Annotated in this window: 16 protein-coding genes; 10 read left to right on the top strand and 6 right to left on the bottom strand. The window is 44.7% G+C overall.

Annotated elements, in window-relative coordinates; translation table 11 throughout:
• Positions 1 to 28 precede the first annotated feature (28 nt).
• Positions 29 to 1,189 carry a DUF5700 domain-containing putative Zn-dependent protease gene (locus T426_RS0116980; protein WP_027586012.1) on the bottom strand — a complete coding sequence of 387 codons (1,161 nt, stop codon included), beginning with the start codon at positions 1,187 to 1,189 and terminating at the stop codon, positions 29 to 31.
• A gap of 483 nt (positions 1,190 to 1,672) precedes the next feature.
• Here T426_RS0116980 and yccS point away from each other — a divergent pair, with 483 nt between their 5' ends.
• On the top strand, positions 1,673 to 3,796 hold the full coding sequence (gene yccS, locus T426_RS24110; RefSeq protein WP_036985484.1) for a YccS family putative transporter: 2,124 nt from the start codon (positions 1,673 to 1,675) through the stop codon (positions 3,794 to 3,796).
• A 9-nt stretch (positions 3,797 to 3,805) separates the two neighbouring features.
• Here the strand turns inward: yccS and T426_RS0116970 are convergent, their stop codons facing one another.
• A complete protein-coding gene (locus tag T426_RS0116970; protein ID WP_025865479.1) occupies positions 3,806 to 4,636 on the bottom strand; it encodes a hypothetical protein in 831 nt (276 codons plus the stop codon).
• Between the two features lie 248 nt (positions 4,637 to 4,884).
• Between T426_RS0116970 and T426_RS0116965 the strand changes: the two genes are divergently transcribed.
• The 9 genes from T426_RS0116965 to T426_RS0116925 all read left to right on the top strand — a co-directional run bounded on the left by T426_RS0116965 (position 4,885) and on the right by T426_RS0116925 (position 15,766).
• Positions 4,885 to 5,556, top strand: coding sequence for a YiiX/YebB-like N1pC/P60 family cysteine hydrolase (locus T426_RS0116965; RefSeq protein ID WP_027586011.1), 672 nt, complete (start codon positions 4,885 to 4,887; stop codon positions 5,554 to 5,556).
• A gap of 148 nt (positions 5,557 to 5,704) precedes the next feature.
• Complete coding sequence (locus tag T426_RS0116960) at positions 5,705 to 6,151, top strand: RrF2 family transcriptional regulator (protein ID WP_025865481.1); 447 nt, start codon at positions 5,705 to 5,707, stop codon at positions 6,149 to 6,151.
• A gap of 310 nt (positions 6,152 to 6,461) precedes the next feature.
• Positions 6,462 to 7,145: an NUDIX hydrolase gene (locus tag T426_RS0116955; RefSeq protein ID WP_025865482.1), complete on the top strand. Its 684-nt coding sequence runs from the start codon at positions 6,462 to 6,464 to the stop codon at positions 7,143 to 7,145.
• Positions 7,146 to 7,239: 94 nt separating this feature from the next.
• Positions 7,240 to 8,901 (top strand): sodium:solute symporter, encoded by a 1,662-nt coding sequence (locus tag T426_RS0116950; protein ID WP_025865483.1) that lies wholly within the window; start codon positions 7,240 to 7,242, stop codon positions 8,899 to 8,901.
• A 30-nt stretch (positions 8,902 to 8,931) separates the two neighbouring features.
• Complete coding sequence (araA, locus tag T426_RS0116945) at positions 8,932 to 10,440, top strand: L-arabinose isomerase (RefSeq protein WP_025865484.1); 1,509 nt, start codon at positions 8,932 to 8,934, stop codon at positions 10,438 to 10,440.
• Positions 10,441 to 10,547: 107 nt separating this feature from the next.
• Positions 10,548 to 11,231, top strand: coding sequence for an L-ribulose-5-phosphate 4-epimerase (locus T426_RS0116940; RefSeq protein WP_025865485.1), 684 nt, complete (start codon positions 10,548 to 10,550; stop codon positions 11,229 to 11,231).
• A 56-nt stretch (positions 11,232 to 11,287) separates the two neighbouring features.
• Positions 11,288 to 12,907 (top strand): ribulokinase, encoded by a 1,620-nt coding sequence (locus T426_RS0116935; RefSeq protein ID WP_027586010.1) that lies wholly within the window; start codon positions 11,288 to 11,290, stop codon positions 12,905 to 12,907.
• A gap of 143 nt (positions 12,908 to 13,050) precedes the next feature.
• On the top strand, positions 13,051 to 14,586 hold the full coding sequence (locus tag T426_RS0116930) for an alpha-N-arabinofuranosidase (RefSeq protein WP_025865486.1): 1,536 nt from the start codon (positions 13,051 to 13,053) through the stop codon (positions 14,584 to 14,586).
• 28 nt (positions 14,587 to 14,614) lie between these two features.
• Entirely contained in the window at positions 14,615 to 15,766 is a 1,152-nt protein-coding gene (locus tag T426_RS0116925) for an aldose epimerase family protein (RefSeq protein ID WP_025865487.1), read from the top strand.
• 648 nt (positions 15,767 to 16,414) lie between these two features.
• Here T426_RS0116925 and T426_RS0116920 read toward each other — a convergent pair.
• The 4 genes from T426_RS0116920 to T426_RS0116905 form a co-directional block, all read right to left on the bottom strand.
• Positions 16,415 to 17,011 carry a porin family protein gene (locus tag T426_RS0116920; protein WP_025865488.1) on the bottom strand — a complete coding sequence of 199 codons (597 nt, stop codon included), beginning with the start codon at positions 17,009 to 17,011 and terminating at the stop codon, positions 16,415 to 16,417.
• Between the two features lie 10 nt (positions 17,012 to 17,021).
• On the bottom strand, positions 17,022 to 18,149 hold the full coding sequence (locus T426_RS0116915) for a DUF4249 family protein (protein ID WP_153637624.1): 1,128 nt from the start codon (positions 18,147 to 18,149) through the stop codon (positions 17,022 to 17,024).
• Positions 18,150 to 18,153: 4 nt separating this feature from the next.
• On the bottom strand, positions 18,154 to 20,556 hold the full coding sequence (locus T426_RS0116910; RefSeq protein WP_025865490.1) for a TonB-dependent receptor: 2,403 nt from the start codon (positions 20,554 to 20,556) through the stop codon (positions 18,154 to 18,156).
• Positions 20,557 to 20,631: 75 nt separating this feature from the next.
• A complete protein-coding gene (locus tag T426_RS0116905) occupies positions 20,632 to 21,741 on the bottom strand; it encodes a hypothetical protein (RefSeq protein WP_027586007.1) in 1,110 nt (369 codons plus the stop codon).
• Between the last annotated feature and the right edge of the window lie 237 nt (positions 21,742 to 21,978).

Raw genomic sequence — 21,978 nt, 5'->3', positions numbered from 1 at the left:
TTCAACCCGCCGTTGTATAGCATGCTTGCTACCAGTTGTTCATCACTTTGTCCTTTTCGTACCACATGAGTTTGGGACTCGACTTTTGTTTGGGTTGTTCAGGTTTCTTAGGCAGATAATATTTCTGTTCGAGTTTATGAAGGTATTGCATGGTAATCGATGAAAACGGAGGATAATGTTTTTTGTCTTTCAGGGCAACACGTTGATAAAGACGAATGAAGGCAAAAGGATTAGCTGTTTGTTTAATTAAGGTTCGTTTGCCCATTTTCTCCATAATCGCGTTAGCCATATAATAGCCGGTTGGGTGTCCGTTCATGGGGATTAAATCCTGTATAATTTTCGAATCACTCTTGGGAACAGTAGCCATCCGGATAAAGTACTCATCCAGTTGGCGAATGGTTTTCGGAGATTTGGCGAGATAATGTTGATAGGATCTGGCCCATTCAGAACCGGCAAAGAGGCCTCTGTTAAGAAAGAATTTCTTCTTGTCAATTTGGTCGGCAATTCCTTCCGTTTCCATTTGCGTCAGCATCTGTATAATCGGATAATCGGGTTGACCCGGGCCCGGTAAGTTGGAAACTTTAATTTTATTCCGGTAAAAGTGATACGCTTCATGCGCAATTAAATAAGGAACATACGCCTCGAAATCCATACTGAAGAGGAGGTCGATGATAACGCCTGTTGGCGCGCGGGATATGGCTTTATCGCGAATAATGAACGATACCGGTGGCAAGGCTCTGGCATAAAGAAAACTATCGGGCAGGAGTTCCTTTGCCATCGATAAAGCTGTCTTAATCAGTTGTGCTTTCTGCAGATTGGATTGTAGCTCTTTCAATTTTTTTTCGTTACCCTTTATCTGCATAATATGGCGCAGTAAGGTGCTTTCCCGGTTATTCTTTTCCAGTTCTTCATTTAGCACCGAGTCCAACGACGGCATGAGCGCTAGTCGCAGTTGACTTTCAAAATCCTTTTGTGAAAATCCACCGGCCATTAATATTTGGTAAGCAGGAGCACTGAAGAGAGCATTCCATTCACCCGGCTCGGGTTCGGTATCTTTTATCAACGCTGATTCAACTTGCCAGAATGGAGCCATTCCTGAAAAATCGACAGTATTATACCTGATAACTTGAGCGGATAGTTGTGCACTGAACAAAAGAAAGGTGAAAAGAAAAAGAATTCTGCCTATCATTATTCCCTCATTATAGTCCCTTGCCGGTTGGCAATGTTCAATGCTCTCTAAAAGAAGTTTTTAGATAATAAACAAACGGATGATTCAAATATTTGTTGTAAATATGATAAATAATATTGGTTTAATGAATGATTAAGGCATTAAAAGCCTTCAGTTTTAGTGTATGGTGAATATAAGAAACCGTTTAGATTTCTCTGAAGAAAAGTTATGGTACCTCTGTTTTCTCCGTTTTTGTTTTGCCCCGACCCAAACGGGAGTCCCAAAAAAACTGAATCAATTTTAAACGGTTTATAAGTCCGACATTTATGTTTTTTCAGGATTTGAAACCATTTTGTTTTTCAGGTGTCATGAGGAGGTTAACGGGGCGTTATCATTTTATCAAGTTGGATTTGGGCGTATCCGGTTCCGTCACTGATTTTATATTTTTGCCGGCAGATTGATTGAAAATCGATATATTCAACTGATATTATTTTGTTTAGGGAAATGTGGCAACAGCTAAAAAATAGAGTTTGGTACGAACCTTTGCGTCAGACCTTCTGGCGGTATCCCGATCGGTTGATGGCGCTGAAGGCTACGATTTCTATGGCTTTGCTCTCGGTTCCGTTTGTACTCACGGGCTATGCCTATTTTGGAATAACGCTGGCATTGGGCGCTTTAGCGGGCGCACTGGCCGAAACAGACGACCATCCCAAAGGGCGGATCAAAGCTTTGATTCTTACCGTACTTAGTTTTGTCGTTTCCAGCGCTTCTGTTGAAATCTTACGGCCTGTTCCGTGGTTGTTTGCAATAGGTCTGGCCGGGTCTACCGTGCTCTTCATTTTAATTGGCGGCTTAGGCGAACGATATCGCGGCGTCAGCTTTGGTGCCGTACTGATTGCCATCTATACGATGCTGGGTGATTCATTGCGTCCTGCGCCCTACTGGCAGCCCATTCTTTTGCCAGCCGGTGCATTGGGTTACGGACTGCTTTCTCTGGCCTTGTTGTATCGTCATCCCTGGCGGTTACTGGAAGAACAGTTGGCCCGGGGTTATTTAGCCCTTTCGGCATACCTGGAAGAAAAAGCCCGCCTGTTTCCGAGCGATGCGGAAAAGCAGACGACGATTCGTCACCGTTTGGCAGTGCTGAATATTGAAATGGTGAATGCCCTGGAGCGCACGAAAGAGGTATTGAACAGTTATGCCGATGCGTTGGACGATCAGACCGAACTGGTGCCTTACCTTCGCCGGTTTATGTTGTTGCAAAGTCTGCACGAGCGGGCGGCCTCCAGTCACGAACGCTATGAATTGCTCAGTGGCAACCCGGACAACGAAGCATTGATGGAAGGTTTCGGTCAGTTACTGTTGCAACTGGCACAGGCAACCCGTCGACTCGCCGATAATCTTTTGACTGGTGTCCCGTACCGGCATCCTGTTTCGCTGAACTGGATTGTTAATGCGCTAAATGATCAAATTCAACAACGTCCTGAATCCACAAGGCAGGGACTTTCGTTATTGCTTCATAACCTGACGCAATCGCATCGCGCCTTACTGAATCTGAAGGATATTTCGCAACGAAAATATATTCCACGTCTGGCCCGGGATACCCGTACTTTGTGGGAACGCCTGAAAGCGCAATTGCATTGGCGTCATCCCCGGTTACGGCATGCTGTTCGATTGAGCACCTGTTTTGTTATTGGTTATGGATTGATGCAGTGGTTGCACATCGAAAAGGGAGAGTGGATTTTACTAACCAGTTTATTCGTGTGCCAGCCCAGTTACAGCGAAACGCGTAGAAGACTGTTTCAGCGTATCCTGGGAACGTTTATGGGCGTGGCTGCCGGCGTGTTGGTGGTTCAGATTCTTCCAACGCAAATGGGGCAACTGGTATTAATGTTAGTAGCTGCTTTTTACTTCTTTATCTGGATGCGAAAACGCTATTATATCGCCGTTATCTTTATCACGATGTTTGTTCTGGGCGCTTTTAATCTCCTATCGGGAAAGGGCGTTGCCATGATGGGCCCGCGTATGTTGGATACAGTATTGGGAGCGGCATTGGCAATCGTTTCGGTGAGAATACTCTGGCCTGACTGGCAATACAAACGGTTACCCGGATTGATTTCCGAGGCATTGTCGAAAAACACCGCCTACTTCAAAGCAATTCTGAAAGAATACCGTCTCTCGGAAGAAGATGACCTGGATTACCGGATTGCCCGCAGACAGGCGCATCAGGCGGATAATGCATTGGCCATGGCCTGGCAGGATATGCAGGTGGAACCCAAACGGCAGCAACGCTTCAGGCAGCAGGCGTTCCGGCTTACCTATCTGAATCACGCGTTGCTGTCCTATCTTTCAGCGTTGGGAGCGCATCGCGATATTCAGCAATTCATCAATCCGGAAATGGAGCAATTCGCTGTGAAAATTGAGGAAGCCTTGGTGGAAGCCAGTCAATGGCTTGGAGGCGATCTAAAGGTTAAGCCTACTTGCAGAGTGAGTCCGATTTTGGAGCATCTGAACAAACGCCTTTCCGAACTGGATGAAGGAACGAACCGGCAACAGTTGATTTTACTGTATAATATTGCCGAAGTCACTGATCAATTGCTGGATGCATCTGTCGGCATTTCCCATTAGGTTGGCGAATCAGGGCAGAAATATCTCTACACTTTCAGCGAAAAACCGGTCAACCAGTTCCTGTTGATCGTCGGATCTAATAACCTCCGACAGCAAGAGTATCCGGTGTGTTTGATTTTCCAGCAACCACTGGCCGGGAGCATTGGAATCTCTGCCGGGTGTTACATCGGGTTGGTCTTTTCGCAAAATCACATAAAAATGAGGTTCTTTTACCTGGTTCCCCGGCGCGGCCAAACCGACAGAAATGGAGCGAAGCAGTTCGCCATGTGATTCCCGTCGCATCGGAATAATGGTTTCGGTATTAAAATGCTGCGGCCATGTTCTGATTTCCCCGGTATGCTCAAACTGTTTGAGTACCTTTTCCAACGCGATAGTGGTATTGTTGCGTAAGGCGATATTCTGCCAAAGGGCATGTCCGGAATGCTGACCAAACGTAAAATCATCATCCAGTTTAGTGGGTGTGTTTTTGTCTACCGGAAATTGAATCGCGTCATCATCCAGCTGATGGTGGTGGAGCATGGATTTGAATCGTGCCAGCACCTCTGTTTTTGTTAATCCGGTTAGCGGTACCTTTTTCAGGATATGCAAATATTCATCGAGGAGGATGAGGGTGAAGCTGGTTACATCGAGGCCGACATGGTGGTATTCGTGATGTACTTTAATGTTTTCACCGTAGAAGAAGCCGTCGTGATGCCAGAACATGCTGCGGTGATCGTCGTGATGCCGCTTTTCAACCAGGTGTTCACCGGCGAGTGCAATGAACTGAACCGCATGATGCAGTTCATACATGGCTTCCAGTTCGTCTTTTCCAAAAGGTTTTAATATCGTCCAGTTGCTCATAGTTTCGGTGTTTTAGGTTGGTTGATACGACCGGAGGCTGTTTTTCCGGTTAAACCGGGAAAGTGAAGGCGAATCTCCGGCCGGTAAATATCAATCGGACTTTATATGTCCCGGATGTATATAATGATAACGTTTTCAGGGTATTAATTGTTGATGAATCGTGCGGTTAATTAGGGTAGTTCTTCTTCAGTTTTCATTTCATCACGTGGGTGATTACATTTGTCGAGTTATTAATTAGCATGAATTTTATGCGTACTACTTATCGTTTTCTGATGTATGTACTGACACTTGTATTTATCAGTGGCTGGGCCGGATGCAAACCAAAGCAGAATGAGGTTGAATTGCGTACCGGTGATATTCTCTTCAGGGGAGCTGCCGATGCCAATTTGTCGCAGGCTATCGACAAGGTAACACAAACCGGAAAGGCAACGCATTTCAGTCACATGGGAATTGCCGAAGTGGGACCGGATGGCATTTATGTGTTGAATTCGGAGCCGAAGCACGGCGTGTTCCGCCAGCCGCTCGATTCCTTTTTACATCCTGATGGGGAAAAATCGGAAGTGGTGGCCTATCGGTTGAAAGCGCCGTTCCGTCAATTCATACCGGAGGCGATGAAGCGGGCAGAACAATTGCTCGGACAGCCTTACAATTACACGTATATTCTTCCGGATACGGGATATTACTGCTCGGAGTTTGTGTATACGATTTTTGCTTCTGATTCGGTATTCAAACTAAATCCCATGACTTTTAAGAATCCGAAGACCGGGCAGTTCGATTCCACCTGGGTAGCACATTACCAGAAACTGGGAATCGGTATTCCGGAAGGAAAACCCGGTTGTAATCCCAATGGGATGGCTGCTTCAGACAAATTGGAGCGTCTGGGTAAAGTTGAACTAAACAACGCTGAAACAAATAACTAACTTGCCAGCCATTATGGCTAAACTAAACGAGCTGGCAAAAATGATCTATCACTCCTACGATAACAATACTGGAGGATGCGAGGAAAAGGTTTGGTGATTGAATTGAACCATCGTTGAATTGAAGGGTTAATACACTAAAATTGTGGGTATGTTGGGAAGAGCGACAGAATATGCCATTAGGGCATTAGTGTACATTTGTATTAGGAATCTGGAAGGGAAAACGCCCGGATTTCGTGAAGTAGCGCGGGAGATTGAGAGTCCGGTTCCATATACCGGAAAGATTTTACAGAACCTGGTGAGAGCCCGTTTGCTCTCTTCGGTCAAAGGTCGGGGAGGGGGCTTTTACTTCGAGGAACTAGATTCTGTGCACTCGCCAACACTTTACGAGGTGATTAAAAAGACTGGGGACAATCAGTTATTCTCCCGGTGTGGATTTGGTTTGGCCAATTGTGATGATAAATTGCCATGTCCCATGCATCACGAATATTTGCCGTTGCGCGATGGTTTTTACAAGATGGTAAAAACAGAAACCATTTATTCGCTTGCGCAGAAGGTGATGAACCGAAAAGCTGTTTTGAATCGTCTTGTCGGTTAAGCTGATTATTCTGTTAATGATATTGCCCGGAACACGCTTCATGTGTTTCGGGTTTTTTTATACAAAAGAGGTTTGTCAATTGATTTTCTCTTCAGGTATTTCTTCTGTATTTAATAAATGTATTATTGATTCTTAATTTTATTCCTGAATGGATATTAAGAACAAATAATCCTCCTTGCCATTCTTAACACCTACCTTACAAATCCCTTTGTACTTAAGTATTCTTTAACATGTTTTTCAAAAAATTTAAAAATTTATTTGCAAACAATAAATGTAAATATGACATTTGTTGCACCAATAAAACTGAACTATGCCATATTCGGATAAAGATATGTTCCATTTGGCCGTCGACTGTGTCATCTTTGGTTTCGACGGAGAACATCTCAATCTTCTATTATATAAGCGTGATTTTGAGCCGGAAAAAGGCAGTTGGTCGCTGATGGGTGGATTCCTGCAAAAGAAAGAAACACTCGATGATGCGGCTTATCGTGTATTGGCGCGTATTACAGGTATGCGTGACATTTATATGGAGCAGTTAAGCGCATTTTCTGAAGTCGATCGCGATCCGGCAGCCCGTGTCGTCAGTATGGCTTACTACTCGTTGATCAATATTCAGGACTATCGGGAGGACCTGTTGAAAAAGCATGGTGCTCAGTGGTTCTCCATCAATGAGATTCCCAGCCTGGTATTCGATCATTCGGAGATTGTGGACAAAGCACTGAGGCGCCTGAAGAGGAGGGCGAAATACCAACCGATTGGATTTGAGCTGCTTCCTGAGACATTTACTATTACCCAGTTGCGGCTGTTATATGAAGCCATTTACCAGGAAAAACTGGAGCCAGCCAATTTCCGCCGTAAGATTATCTCGATGAATTTACTGGATCGGTTGCCAATAAAAGATATGAGCAATTCGAAGAAAGGTGCTTATCTGTATGCCTTTAACAAAGAGCGATACGAAGAATATGAAGCAAGCGGTTATTCATTTGAGTTGTGATAAAGAATATTTTTTTAACTCGATAAAAGTCAAAACGACCTATAATTTCATTTGAAAATTAAAAATAAACCAATAAACAATTAAATCGTAGATTATGGCTTTATTAGACTGGATCGTATTGGGCGGGTTCTTCCTGTTGATGATAGGGATTATTGTCTGGGTTATCAGGCAAAAGGACGATACCTCATCTGATTACTTTTTGGCAGGTCGCGATGCTACCTGGATTGCGATTGGTGCATCCATTTTTGCATCCAATATTGGCTCTGAACACCTGGTTGGACTGGCCGGTGCCGGTGCTGAAAGTGGTATGGCAATGGCATCGTGGGAAATGCAGGGATGGCTAATCTTAATGTTGGGATGGTTATTTGTTCCGCTTTACGCCCGAAGCGGTGTGTTTACCATGCCCGAATTCCTGGAAAGGCGTTACAATGCTAAATCCCGTTCCTTTCTTTCCATCATTTCACTGGTAAGTTATGTGTTGACAAAAGTGGCCGTAACGGTTTATGCCGGAGGTGTGGTTTTCAAAAGTGTTTTCGACATTCAATACATAACCGTCTTTGGCGAACAGATCGATTTCTTCTGGGTAAGTGCTATTGGCTTGGTGGTTATTACCGGGTTGTACACTACGTTCGGAGGAATGAAAGCCGTGCTGTATACATCGGTGTTGCAGACTCCCATCTTACTAATTGGCTCCATTGTAATTCTGGTTACGGGATTGCATATGCTTGGTGGTTGGGATCAGCTGATGGAAATTACCCGTGCTGCAAAAACACCGACAGGTGACAGTATGGCTAGTGTGATTCGATCGGCCAACGACCCGGAGTTTCCATGGACAGGAGTGATACTCGGGTCGGCCATTATCGGTTTCTGGTATTGGAATACCGACCAGTACATTGTACAGCGTGTCCTTTCGGGAAGAGATCAGACTCAGGCTCGCCGTGGTTCTATTTTCGGTGCATACCTAAAACTGACGCCTGTATTCCTTTTCCTGATTCCGGGTATGATTGCTTTTGCTTTGGCTCAAAAAGGGTTAATTGAACTTAAAAGTAGTGATGCTGCATTTTCAACGCTGGTGAGAGTATTGTTGCCGGCAGGTTTCCGTGGTGTTGTAGTGGGAGGTATTCTGGCGGCTCTGATGAGTTCTCTGGCGTCTCTTTTCAACTCTTCAGCTATGCTCTTCACGGTAGACTTCTACAAAAAATACCGTCCGAATGCCCCGGAAAAACAATTGGTAAGAGTAGGACGAATTGCTACCGCCGTGATTGTTGTTCTGGGGATTCTCTGGATTCCGGTAATGAAAGGCATGGGTCAAGTGCTATATCAGTATCTGCAGGATGTTCAGTCATTGTTAGCTCCCGGGATTGCCGCAGTATTCCTGTTGGGGGTTGTTTCCAAGAAGACCACTCCAGCCGCTGGTTACTGGGGCTTGGTTATCGGCTTTTTCCTCGGAATGATGCGTTTGGCTATGAAGATATTTGCCAGCTCATTCGATCCGAATAACTTCTTCTTCAAATTCATTGTAGCGCCAAACTGGTTGCACTATGAGATTGCCTTGTTTATTGTCATTATTCTGTTGATGGTGATCATCAGTTACTTCACCGAAGGTAAAGATCCAGCAAAAATCAAAGGACTTTATTTCCGTTCATCATCTCCTGAGGAGGTTGCTCTTACCCGGGCTAGCTGGAACAAATGGGACGTAATCAATTCATTGATTGTGATTGCTTTCATTATTGGTTTCTACATCTATTTCTGGTAAACAAGAATTTTAAATCATTTATATATTATCATGACAAAACTCAATCAGAAAGTTGTTTGGTTCGTCACCGGAAGCCAGCATTTGTATGGCCCGGAGACACTCAAACAAGTTGATACCGACTCCGAAACCATTGTAAAAGGATTGAATGCCTCTGGCAAACTTCCCGTAGAGATAGTTTTCAAACCAGTGGTAAAAACGCCTGACGAGATATTGAATATTTGTGTAGAAGCAAGTTCAGATGCTTCTTGTATTGGCGTCATTACCTGGATGCATACCTTCTCTCCTGCCAAAATGTGGATTGGAGGATTGAAGGCACTAAGTAAACCTTATATGCATCTTCACACACAATTTAATCGTGACATTCCGTGGGATGAAATCGACATGGATTTCATGAACCTGAACCAGAGTGCGCACGGTGGTCGCGAGTACGGTTTCATCAACGCACGCATGCGGAAGAACCGGAAAGTGGTGGTTGGTCACTGGCAGGATGAGAAAGTGCAGGAAAAAGTGGGAGCGTGGTGTCGTACTGCCATTGGCTGGGCCGATTCGCAGGGACTGAAAGTAGCCCGCTTTGGTGATAACATGCGCGAAGTGGCCGTTACCGAAGGCGACAAAGTAGAAGCACAAATCAAATTTGGTTGGCAGATTTCTGCTTTCGGTGTCGGCGATTTGGTAAAATACGTCGATGCGGTAAGTGATGCTGAGGTAGACGCATTGGTCGAAGAGTACAACGAACTGTACGATGTAGCCGACAACTGCAAAAAAGGCGGTGAATATTATGAGAATGTTCGCGTACAGGCTCGCTACGAAATAGCGTTGAAGTGCTTCATGGAAGATGGTGACTTTGGGGCTTTCACGACGAACTTCGAAAACCTGACCGGTCTTTCACAGTTACCGGGACTGGCTTCTCAACGATTGATGGCTGCGGGATATGGTTTCGGTGCCGAAGGTGACTGGAAGCAAGCTGCCATGCTACGCATCATTAAAACAATGTCGACCGGACTGAAGGGCGGTAGCTCGTTCATGGAAGATTATACCTATCATCTCGATCCGGCGGCTCCGGCTGTTCTCGGTTCGCATATGCTGGAAATCTGTCCTTCAATTGCATCCAAAAAGCCGAAGCTGGAAGTGCATCCGCTGGGGATCGGTGGTAAAGATGCGCCGGCCCGTCTGGTATTCGACAGCGAAACAGGTGATGCCATGAACGTGACGCTCATCGATATGGGCAACCGTTTCCGTGTCATTGTGAATACGCTGGACGTAATCGAACCGTACCAGGATTTGCCCAAGCTTCCGGTAGCCCGTGCTTTGTGGAAAACACATCCGAATCTGGAAGATGGTGCAGCGGCTTGGATTTATGCCGGTGGTACCCACCACTCGGTTTTCACATTAGCGCTTACGCCTGAATTTGTGGAAGATTTTGCGGAGCTGGCCGATGTGGAATATATCCTGATTGACAAGGATACCAAAGTATCGGAACTGAAGAAAGAACTTCGCTGGAACGAAGTATACTACATGCTGAAAGGCGGAATCAACTGATTTCGCGCAAAGCGGATAAAAATAAAGTAGCGGTCCGGAGGCTCTGGCTTTCTGGTTTTGAGGTTTTACACTCCGGACCGTTTTCTCAACCTTAAACAAGTTGAATCATGTTAGAGCAATTAAAACAAGAGGTTTTTCAGGCGAATCTGGATCTCGTGAAACACGGTCTCGTGATTTTTACATGGGGAAACGTGAGTGGCATCGACCGGGAGAAAGGGCTGTTCGTTATCAAGCCGAGCGGTGTGGATTATTCGGTGATGAAAGCCTCTGATATGGTCGTCGTGGATACGGATGGCAATGTGGTGGAGGGAAAGCTGAAGCCGTCGTCGGATATGCCCACACACCTGGTGCTTTATAACGAATTTCCGGAAATCGGTGGGGTAGTACACACCCATTCCACCTATTCCACTGCCTGGGCGCAGTCGGGAAAGGCGTTACCGATTATCGGTACCACCCATGCCGATTATTTTGCCAATGACATCCCGTGTACGCGCGATATGACCGAGGAAGAAGTTTTTGGTGCCTATGAAAAGGAGACCGGGAACGTTATTGTGGAGACCTTTGCCCAACTGAAGCCGATGGAAATTCCCGGTGTGCTGGTGAAGAACCACGGACCGTTTTCGTGGGGAAAAGATGCGCACAACGCCGTTCATAATGCAGTTGTCATGGAAGAGATTTCCAAAATGGCAACGTTTGCTTTCATGAACAATCCGGAGCTGACCATGAATCCGCATTTGGTGAAGAAGCATTATGAGCGGAAGCACGGTAAAAACGCTTATTACGGCCAATAAATCATTTCCGGTTTAACCGGAAACCGGAAGACGAACCTTTAGAAAATCGTTACATCATGACAAAATACGTTATCGGGATTGATTACGGAAGTGACTCGTGCCGCGCATTGGTAGTGGATGCCAGCAACGGAAAAGAGTTGGCTGCTGCCGTAAGAAACTATCCCCGCTGGATGAAAGGCAAATATTGCGATCCGGCGAAGAACCAATATCGTCAACACCCGCTCGATTACATCGAAGTGCTGGAAGCATCGGTGAAGGAAGCGTTGGCCAAATGTCCGGCTGGTGTGGCTGAAAATGTGGTCGGTATCTCGTTCGACACTACCGGAAGTACACCCGCTTTGACAGACGAAAACGGAACTCCGTTGGCACTGTTGCCCGGATTCGAAGAGAATCCCAACGCGATGTTCATTCTCTGGAAAGATCACACGGCCGTGAAAGAGGCCGATGAGATCAACAACCTTTCAAAAGAATGGGACATCGATTATGTGAAATATGAAGGAGGTATTTATTCTTCAGAATGGGTATGGGCCAAAGTGCTGCACGTTCTTCGCGAAGACGAAGCGGTGAAAGCCAAAGCAACTTCGTGGGTGGAGTACTGCGACTGGCTTCCGGCTTTGATTACCGGTACCACCGGATTGAAAGACTTGAAACGCGGTCGTTGTGCAGCCGGGCACAAAGCCATGTGGGATCCGGAATGGAACGGCCTTCCTGATGAGAAATTCCTGACAACGCTCGGACCAGAACTGGCTGGTTTACGCGATAATCTTTTTGAAGAAACCTACACTTCAGACGTGGCTGCCGGTACTCTTTCTCCCGAATGGGCAGAAAAGCTGGGCTTATCAACCGATGTTGTCGTTGGTGTGAGTGCCTTTGACTGCCACATGGGAGCAGTTGGTGCGGAAATTACGCCAAACACATTGGTTCGCGCCATTGGTACTTCCACTTGCGATATTCTTGTGGCTCCGTACGACGAAATGAAGGATAAGCTCATTCCGGGTATTTGTGGTCAAGTGGATGGTTCGGTTATTCCCGGCATGGTTGGTTTGGAAGCTGGTCAGTCAGGTTTCGGCGACATTTACGCATGGTTTAAGAATGTGTTGAGCTGGCCGCTGCAGTTCCTCGATGATGAGGCACAGCGGAAAGCTATCGAAGATAAAATCCTGCCGGCATTATCAGAGGAAGCTGCTAAGGTTCCGGTAGAAGAGTCGACCATTGTGGCTACCGACTGGCTGAACGGCCGCCGTACACCGGATGCCGACCAGACCGTTACCGGAACGATTGCCGGTTTGAATCTGGGTTCATCAGCCCCACGTATTTTCCGGGCGTTGGTAGAAGCGACGGCTTTTGGTTCACGGGCCATCACCGACCGGTTTGCTGAGCATGGAATTGAAATCAAGGAAGTAGTTGGTATTGGCGGTGTGGCAAAGAAATCGCCTTTCGTGATGCAAACTATGGCCGATGTGCTGAACATGCCGATTAAAGTGTCGGTTTCGGAGCAGGCGATGGCGCTGGGAGCTGCGATGTTTGCTGCGGTTGCCGCGGGGGTTTATTCTTCAGTGGAAGAAGCTCAGTCGGCAATGGGACAAGGTTTCGAGAAGACCTATTACCCGATTGCTGAAAATGCAGCTCAGTATAACGAGATATACAAACGATATATCGAATTAGGAAAAATCTAATCTTTCGCAATAGAAACCGTTTGTGATTAGAGGTCCGGTGGCGGGTTTTCCCGTGCCGGACCATACTATCGGAACTGATTCAACCAGACAAAATCAAACGCAATCCAATTAGTTACAACTAAAAACGAATTAAACATCCAACCATGAAGCATTTAAAATTTGGGGTCGTTGCCCTGCTTGTTCTGTTTTCAGTAAAACTGATGGCGCAGGAAAACCGGTTGACGGTATATCCTGACGAAGCCAAAACAAAAATCAACAAAGAAATTTACGGCCAGTTTGCTGAGCATCTCGGTCACGGTATATATGGTGGAATTTATGTAGGTGAAAATTCGGATATTCCGAATATCGACGGGTACCGTACCGATGTGGTAAATGCGCTGAAGGCGATGAAAGTTTCGGTTATTCGCTGGCCCGGCGGTTGTTTTGCCGACACGTACCACTGGAAAGATGGAATCGGACCGAAAGATAAGCGCCCTTCCATCGTGAATGTCAACTGGGGCGGTGTAACCGAAGATAACAGCTTTGGTACAAACGAATTTCTTGATTTCTGTGAACTGGTAGGAGCCGAGCCTTATATAAGTGTAAATGTTGGTTCCGGAACTGTGGAGGAGGCCTCTCAGTGGGTTGAATATACAACTTCGAACAACGACAGCCCTATGACCCGCCTTCGTAAGAAAAACGGACGCCAGGATCCCTGGCTGGTGAAATACTGGGGCGTAGGAAACGAATCGTGGGGATGTGGTGGCAACATGACGCCCGATTATTATGCCGATCTGTTTAACCGGTTTTCGACTTACATGTGGGGAGCTCAATATAAAATTGCAAGCGGTCCCAATTCCAATGATTACAACTGGACAGAAACGGTGATGAAGAAAGCGATGCGTCACCCTAACCTCATTCAGGGCCTTTCGCTACATTACTATACGATTGCTCATAACTGGAGTAATAAAGGCGATGCGACCGGTTTCAACGAAGATGACTGGTTCGCCTCTATGAAGAAAACGCTTTACATGGACGAGCTGATTCGCCGTCACTCTGCCATTATGGATCGCTACGATCCGCAAAAAAGGGTTGGCTTAATTGTCGACGAATGGGGAAACTGGTTCAATGTTGAACCCGGAACAAACCCCGGCTTTCTGTTCCAGCAGAATACCATGCGTGACGCGGTGGTTGCAGGTGTGAACCTGAACATCTTTAACGAGCATGCCGATCGCGTGAAGATGGCTAACATTGCGCAGATGATAAATGTACTGCAGGCAGTTATCCTGACCAAAGACAAGCAAATGGTACTGACGCCCACTTACTACGTTTACAAAATGTACAGTGTACATCAGGATGCACGCCTGGTACCGATGAACCTGAAAAGCGCATCTTATACATACAAAGGCGATAGCATCCCGGCTATCAGCTCTTCAGCATCAGTAAAAGATGGTGTACTGAGCATAACTCTTTGTAACTTGGATCCGGAAAAGGCCGAGTCGCTGGAGTGTGATATTCCTGGTGTGAACTACAAAGAAGCATCCGGAAAAATTGTCGATGGTCAGTCTATGGAGTCATACAACGATTTCGGTAAGAAACCGGAAGTAACCATGAAGGACTTCGCGGTAGCTAAGCCGAAAAACGGTAAGCTTAACATTACGCTGCCGGCGCATTCCGTTGTATTGGTTCAGTTGAAATAAGTATAACGCATTTCTAAAATATAATACCATGAAAACGAGTTTAACAATTCTTTCTCTGGTTTTGACGGTTGTGATGATGAGTTGTCAGCCGCAGTCGAAACCATCGGTATTTACGCCTGCCGTTCAGAAAATTAATCCCGAAAAATTCGCTCAAACGGTCGATGGTAAGCAGGTTAAGCTGTATACCCTTGTTGGTCAGAATGGCATTGGACTGAAAGTGACCAACTACGGTGCCCGTATTGTTGCACTTTGTGTGCCCGATAAAAACGGCAAACCGACAGATGTTGTTCTGGGGTACGATAACCTGAATGACTATATCAACCGTCCGCAAACCTATTTCGGCGCGGCGATTGGTCGTTATGCCAACCGTATCGGCGATGCAAAATTTACGCTCGACGGTGTAAATTACAATCTTGTTGCTAACGATGGTAAGAACAGCCTGCACGGTGGCCCGAAAGGTTATTTTGCCGTAGTTTGGAATGCTAAGAAACTGAGCGATTCCAAAATTCAGTTTACCTATCATTCTCCTGATATGGAAGAAGGTTACCCGGGTGATTTGGATGTTACGGTAACGTACGAACTGACTCCGCAAAACGGACTGAAGATTGATTACAAGGCAACCACCGATAAGGAAACGGTATTGAACCTGACCAATCACTCGTATTTCAACCTCTCGGGAGAAGGTTCCAAAACCATTCTCGACCATGTGATGATGTTGAACGCCGACAGTATTACGCCGGTTGATTCTACGTTGATTCCGACAGGCATCATCGAATCGGTTACCGGAACTCCGTTTGATTTTACGAAACCGACGCCCATTGGAGAGCGCATCAATGCCGATAATACGCAGTTGAAGTACGCTGGAGGTTACGACCACAACTGGGTGCTGAATAACAAGAGCAATGACGTAGCATTGGCCGCTACCGTTTATTCTCCGGTATCGGGAATCCAGATGGATGTGCTGACTGGCCAGCCTGGAATTCAGTTCTACACTGGAAATTTCCTGAATGGTCAGGAGATTGGCAAATCGGGTAAACCTTACGAACGTCGCAGTGCGTTTTGTCTAGAAGTGCAGCACTATCCCGATTCTCCAAACAAACCACAGTTCCCGACTACAACATTAAAGCCGGGTCAAACCTATCAGCATGAGTGTATCTACCGTTTTTCGGTCATGAAATAAAAGAATGTGTTTTAGTGGAAGTCTGATAAGACTTCGGTATTCAGTTGGTGATTATAATTTATAATCATCAGGTTTAGATTAGACAGGTTGGAACGTTCCGGTTTCAACCTGTTTTCTTATCTCTTTCAATATCTCCCGTACCGATTCTTTATCTTCCGGTTTCCCGGAAAGCAATCCTTTTATCGCACTCAGTGTTCCTGTTTCGTTTTTCGTCTATCCGGTTGCCTTTTGGGGTGTTCCTGTTGGGCAGGAAGACTTTCTGAGCTACAAGGACTGCAAAAAAAGCTACAATGACTACCAGAAAGGATACAATGACTACCAGAAAGGATACAGGGACTACCAGAAAGGATACAGGGACGGATAAAAAGCGAACAGGACCACCAAAAGTTGAACAGGACTGACATATTATTCGACAGGGAAACAAATAACTGAACAGGGAACATATAAGTTGAGCAGGGCGAATAAATTGAACGGCAGGGCGACGGAAAAGTAGCAAAATGTCAAATATTGATGTTTGGCTACTAAAAAGTTAACCTGACAGGCTTTTGAAACCTGCCAGGTTAGTGTTGTATCGTTATAGAAAAATGTTTTTCTCTACGCTGGATAAAGGTGAGACGAGAAAGATGGATGAACATCTTACCGTTATTTTCAATTTCCAAAAATCGAGTACGAAAGTGACAACGTTAGCATCCTATTCCTGTAGGTTTGGCCATATTCATTTTTGTTGCCCATTCCCTGGTCTTTGAAACCATAGATATAGCTGAGTGAGGCATCTAGCCGTTGGTTTAAATGATAGCCGGCTCCCAGTAGCCAGTTGAACTCCGGTTTGTCGTTAATATAATCATAATTGAGTAACCATGATGTTTCGATTCCCCCTTCCAGAAAGAACTTATGAGCAGGTGTAAATTTAACTTTCAACGGGACAACAAGGTAATGTTGCGGATACGTTTCCTCGACGGTTTTATAGCCATAGGTATTTGTAGAATAGTTGGATTCATCCACTATCACTCGAGTCGTTTTGTTGCTTTTGTACCTGTAACCAACGCCGAGCGAAGCGGAGAGCAATTTCCCTATGGGATAGGAGGCATAGGCTCTTCCTCCGGTTGAAAAACCATTATTTTTGATGGATGTTCCCTCAGGGAAGAAATGACTTCCTTCGACGTATATTCCCGCCCGGAATTTTGACTGCGAAAAGGAGACAAGACTAATCAAAAGGAAAACTGATGTAATTGCTAATCGTTTCATGATAATAATATTAGTACGTTAATATGTGAATCATCTGGCGGTGATAGCCGGCAAAAATACCCACACCGTTTTTAATGTTAGAATAAACTTCAACAGGCCCGGAATAAGGATTGAGTCGTTGACTTATTTGCAAAATATAGGTGCGATAGTATTCATAGTAGTCTGCATTGCCCTGCGTTACTTCGAGCCAGTATTCTTTGCCGGGTTTCGGTCCGGAATTGTATTGCATATCGTATTTGAGATTCGGATCGGCATAAAACAAACTCGCTTTTTCAACTTGCTGTCCCTGACCAAAAACCGAATAGGTGTCGTATGAAATATTACTTATCCAGTTGTCATCGGCAAAGCACATGGTTGGTTCAAATGCGGCGTATTCTCTTTGCTTGACGGTCTTTTTCTGTAGCTTCTCCATAAGCATATTGTAGTGCTTAGTTTCTTCTGTATATGTTTCTGTGCCGTCAAAGCATTTTTCATATATACCTGGATCCGTTTGCCATTGGTCAGCAAGCTGCTCAAGGCGGGTTGCTGCAAGTGAAGGAATACCCTGTTGTTCCAGTTCTTTTACAGCTGAAGACGGAAGAAGATAACGGTTATAACCTGATTCCGGATTAAATATTTCAGCGCGGAAGATGATATTCGCATCGGGTACCGGCTTTTCAAAACGGACCGTAAGGGGGAATACATCGTAATCCAGCAGGTCATTCGGATACATGTAGGTGAGCCAGTTAATTTTAAAATCGTCCACTTTTGCTTTTACCGGAACCGGGATACTGCTTTGAGCGCTTATTTCGTCATATCCTGGTGTATCGATCTTTAGTGTGTACGCTTTCCCGGCAACCGGTTTTTGTTCCGATTGATAATGGCCAAATTTTGTATAATGTAAGCGAATGATTGGATCGGTCCCCGATGCTATTTCTACAGTGGCATTTTTCACATAGGTATCAATATTTTGGGTCATATCCTTCGTTGTAAGCAGTACGATGTCCCAGCCTTCCTCATCAGAGAACAATCCCTGTACAACAATTTTTTTTTCGACGTTTTTTATGTGTACGTCCATATCGCGGGTACATGAAAACAACAGGGGGATGACGATCGCGATAATTGATGTGATTTTGATATGCGTACTACAGGTTTTCATGAGATTAAAAATGGATGTGGTAACTGATGGATGGAACAAACGGGAAAATACTGATTTGCCTGTATTTCAGGTAGCCTCTGGCATTGGTGTACGGATAATACATATACGGATTTTGACGAGCATATACATTGTATACCCCAATTTTCCATTCGCGTTCGTACGATGCTCGTTGTTTTTTAAATGTGAACCCGATATCGAGGTGGTGAAAAGCGGGAAGTCTGTTTCCGTTGTAATTATCGATGTATTGAATACGGTCTGGATCTTCAATGTCTTTACCGGTGATAAAATCGGTAGTTGTATAGTCAGTTGGGCCAGCAGCCTGATAATCCATCTGAGGTACGGTGGCAGCCTGTCCCGATTGAAAAGTCCATATAGCTGATAGTTCGGTTTCCTTCGATAATTTAAGAACAAGGCCAAGATTGATATCGTGCCGGCGGTCGAATTTGAACGGAAAGGGTTTGCCATCGTTGATGGAAGCAAATCTTCGGTTATTCCACGAAAGGGTATAGTTCAGCCACCATTTCAAGCGGCGGTTTTCATAGTTCAGTGTTTGCTCGAAACCCCATGCTCTTCCGGTACCGGTTTCAACCAGGTTTCCCCAGTCTTTGTAAATGTCCATAAAGCTGTATCCGGCCTTATAGTTAATTACCCCTTTCATTGTTTTGTAGTATGAGTCGAAAGAGTAATTCAGGTTGCTGCTTATGGCGGTTTTTATTCCCATGGCAATCTGCCTGGAATATTCAGGCGGTACATTTTTGATGGCAGGTACCCATATGTCGGAGGGGAGCCCGATACTGCTATTCGTGAGCAAGTGTATGGGCTGTGCCATTTCATCGTACGACAGGTTTATACTGTACTTTGGCGATGGGGCAAAACAAAGGCTTACGCGGGGCTGCAAATAGGTAAACCATTCTCCCTGCAATAAATAGAAGTCGTATCTCAGTCCTCCGTAAATCGTTAGTTTTTCACCCGGCGTCCAATGGTCGTCTGCAAACAGGGCCAGTGCCTTGTTTGAGGTCCATCCGTTTCCTCTTTTGAAGGGAGTTTCCCCATTCCTCGATATTTCCTGTTTGCCGGGGACAAACCAGTTGACCTCAGCGTTGCTGCCAAATTGTATCTTATGTTGATTGGTTAGGTACCAGTCGAAAAGAAACTGAAGTTTGTTATTGTTAACAAGTGTATTGTACTTGATATCGGTTTGTTGTTTTGTCCTTTCATTTGCCTCTGTTCGTACCTGCTTGTAATTATTGTGGATGGTATATTGAAATAAGCCCGAAGAGAGCGTGGTGTTGAGGAACAATTTGTCTCCAATTTGACTGTTCCACCTAATCGCTCCTATTTTGTTCCCCCAGTGTAGATTTACGTTAGTTGTTTGTTTGGATGTGATTTCGTGGTTCTCTTGGCCTGTATAGGAATCATTCATGAAAAACCTCGAAAATAGACGGTCACCTCCGGTATAAAAGCTGACGTAAAGCCTGTTTTTTCTGTTTAGATCGAAATTGAGTTTCAGGTTGAAGTCATAAAAATTTAGTCCTGGTACAGTAGCGCCATCACTGGACGACAGTTTATTTATTTTGGCTGCGCTGGTTACCAGTAAATCGAGCAGCGTTCTTCGCGCAGAGATTAGATACGATGATTTTCCTTTCGTTATGGGACCTTCGTGTGTGAATTTCGACGAAATAATGCCGAACGTCAGGTTGGTTTCCGGCTTATTTTTATTGCCCTCTTTCATCCGTACATCAACTACCGACGACAAGCGACCTCCGTAGCGGGCAGGGAAGCCCCCCTTATAAAAGTCGACACTCTGTAGTGCCTCGGGCGTGAAAACAGAAACAAAGCCGAACAGATGAGATGCATTGAATACAGGAACTCCGTCTAACAAAATAAGATTCTGGTCAGGACTTCCGCCGCGCACAAATATACCGGCACTTCCTTCGTGCCCTTGTTGTACACCTGGCAGTATGGTAAGGCTTTTTAATACATCCTGTTCGCCAAGAAATCCGGGCAGTGCCTCAATGGATTGCATGGTGATGTGCTGGTGTCCCGGCAACGATGTTACTGCATCTTTCTTTTTTACCGAAACCTGAACCTGCTGTATTTGGTTTCGACTACTAAGCCGGAAATTAAGGGTCGTATCTTTTCGTACGATCAACTTCAAATGCTTTGGCTGGTATCCCACATAGGAAACGATGAGATTGACTTTTCCGGCTGGAACCGTTAGCGAATAAAATCCATAGGTGTTGCTTAGGGTACCTTGTTGTGAATTCTGATCGTAGATGGTGGCACTGTTTAAATTTTCGGAAGCTGTAGAATCGCGGACATAGCCTGAAATGGTTGCATATTCCTGGGCATCGACTTGTCGGTAAAAGAAAAGTAGAATTAGCAGAATGTTGCGAAGATGGCTCATATGATAAAACCTGAAGAGAATACCGGGACAAATTGAAATAGGCGCCCCGGTATTTCATATTTCAGTCGATGTTACTTATTGAACAACAAAATGAATCGGATCCGATTCATTCCCCGTTTTCCTTGTCCAGATTTTAAAATCAATTAGTCTTACTGTCGGAGGTTTAGGTGCTGCCGGCGGATTATCACTAACTATCTTGAAAGGATATTTAGCATCATATAACAAAATAAAGTGATTAGATAAAGCATTTGAAGGCTGTTTTAAACTGGGATTTGAATCAGAATAATTTACTGCTGGATAAGTAAAATTTATTTCCGGTATACTATTCCCTCCTATTTTTACTGCAAAGTCTTTGTAAGACAAATGAGTCTGATAATCTCTCCATCCGAAAGTCCCTTTCTTCTGTTGGTGGCAATATATTTCATACTTTACTCCATCAGGTAACATGACATCCTTGAAATCGTGGACATCAGGAATATAAACACGTCTTTTGACTTTAATGACATCGTAGCTTAAATAAACTGATAATTTATACTTGCGATTTCTTTTTTCCGTTTTAAAATATTTTCCATAATCATTTATTGTTCGGTAGTCATTTATTGTTGCCGATTTCAAAGAATTTCCAAATTGAGTATATTCAATTCCCGTTGGTAATGCTCCACCTTTTCGAGCCAGAGAAATAAGTTCGGGAGTTCCTTTGGACATTGCTATCCCTCCCTTTTTGCTAAAAGCATAGAGAATATCTCCAACTTTCACAATGCCATCTTTGTTGAGAACAGATGCCCAACTGTAGTTTGAAAAAGGATAATCCATGCATGAATCTTTTTTATTAAAGTAACCTTCCGAGGCCGCCTCATTTGCCTTTTTTAAAAACACGGAGTAATCATCGGTACTGAAAATTTCATCATTCAGCTTGGCGCGGTATGTCCTTGCAGATTCAAAGTGCATGTATTCTTCCCACGATACTTGTGATGTAGAATCTTCCTGATTCATTACTTGTGCGATACTATCCAGTGTTTCAATGTTTTTGAATACCAGATAGCCATTTTCTGAGTACACATTGGGCACCGTAGCGCTTTTCTGTTGGACATTGTCGGTGAGTTGACCGTTTATTTCATCCTTCTGGCAACCAGCGAAAAAGGTCGATAGTGCAGCTGCCATGCACAATAAAACAATTTTTTTCATTTCTTTGTAAAGTTTTTAATGGAGTAGGAAGTTGCTGCTTCCTACTCCAGATTATTAAAACAACTGTTGTAACCCGGTTCTTTATATAAGGGCTGGGTTACTTTTTGCCCTTATTTTTATAATAGAAATAACAATACGCAATACTAATGGTATAACATATTCAACCCTTTATCAGCTCTTTGTTTTATTTCTTTTCTGAAAGTATCTATTCTTGGTTGAAACTCTTTATCCAAAATT

Origin of the sequence: Prolixibacter bellariivorans ATCC BAA-1284, from assembly GCF_000621705.1 — a bacterium.
Lineage (GTDB): Bacteria > Bacteroidota > Bacteroidia > Bacteroidales > Prolixibacteraceae > Prolixibacter > Prolixibacter bellariivorans.
Note: the sequence above shows the minus strand (reverse complement) of the source record. Positions and strands in the feature narration are given on the sequence as shown.

Bases quoted from the DNA above. Each gene is read 5' to 3' on its own strand.
- T426_RS0116980 (WP_027586012.1), bottom strand. From the start codon at position 1,189: ATGATAGGCAGAATTCTTTTTCTTTTCACCTTTCTTTTGTTCAGTGCA.
- yccS (WP_036985484.1), top strand. From the start codon at position 1,673: ATGTGGCAACAGCTAAAAAATAGAGTTTGGTACGAACCTTTGCGTCAG.
- T426_RS0116970 (WP_025865479.1), bottom strand. From the start codon at position 4,636: ATGAGCAACTGGACGATATTAAAACCTTTTGGAAAAGACGAACTGGAA.
- T426_RS0116965 (WP_027586011.1), top strand. From the start codon at position 4,885: ATGCGTACTACTTATCGTTTTCTGATGTATGTACTGACACTTGTATTT.
- T426_RS0116960 (WP_025865481.1), top strand. From the start codon at position 5,705: ATGTTGGGAAGAGCGACAGAATATGCCATTAGGGCATTAGTGTACATT.
- T426_RS0116955 (WP_025865482.1), top strand. From the start codon at position 6,462: ATGCCATATTCGGATAAAGATATGTTCCATTTGGCCGTCGACTGTGTC.
- T426_RS0116950 (WP_025865483.1), top strand. From the start codon at position 7,240: ATGGCTTTATTAGACTGGATCGTATTGGGCGGGTTCTTCCTGTTGATG.
- araA (WP_025865484.1), top strand. From the start codon at position 8,932: ATGACAAAACTCAATCAGAAAGTTGTTTGGTTCGTCACCGGAAGCCAG.
- T426_RS0116940 (WP_025865485.1), top strand. From the start codon at position 10,548: ATGTTAGAGCAATTAAAACAAGAGGTTTTTCAGGCGAATCTGGATCTC.
- T426_RS0116935 (WP_027586010.1), top strand. From the start codon at position 11,288: ATGACAAAATACGTTATCGGGATTGATTACGGAAGTGACTCGTGCCGC.
- T426_RS0116930 (WP_025865486.1), top strand. From the start codon at position 13,051: ATGAAGCATTTAAAATTTGGGGTCGTTGCCCTGCTTGTTCTGTTTTCA.
- T426_RS0116925 (WP_025865487.1), top strand. From the start codon at position 14,615: ATGAAAACGAGTTTAACAATTCTTTCTCTGGTTTTGACGGTTGTGATG.
- T426_RS0116920 (WP_025865488.1), bottom strand. From the start codon at position 17,011: ATGAAACGATTAGCAATTACATCAGTTTTCCTTTTGATTAGTCTTGTC.
- T426_RS0116915 (WP_153637624.1), bottom strand. From the start codon at position 18,149: ATGAAAACCTGTAGTACGCATATCAAAATCACATCAATTATCGCGATC.
- T426_RS0116910 (WP_025865490.1), bottom strand. From the start codon at position 20,556: ATGAGCCATCTTCGCAACATTCTGCTAATTCTACTTTTCTTTTACCGA.
- T426_RS0116905 (WP_027586007.1), bottom strand. From the start codon at position 21,741: ATGAAAAAAATTGTTTTATTGTGCATGGCAGCTGCACTATCGACCTTT.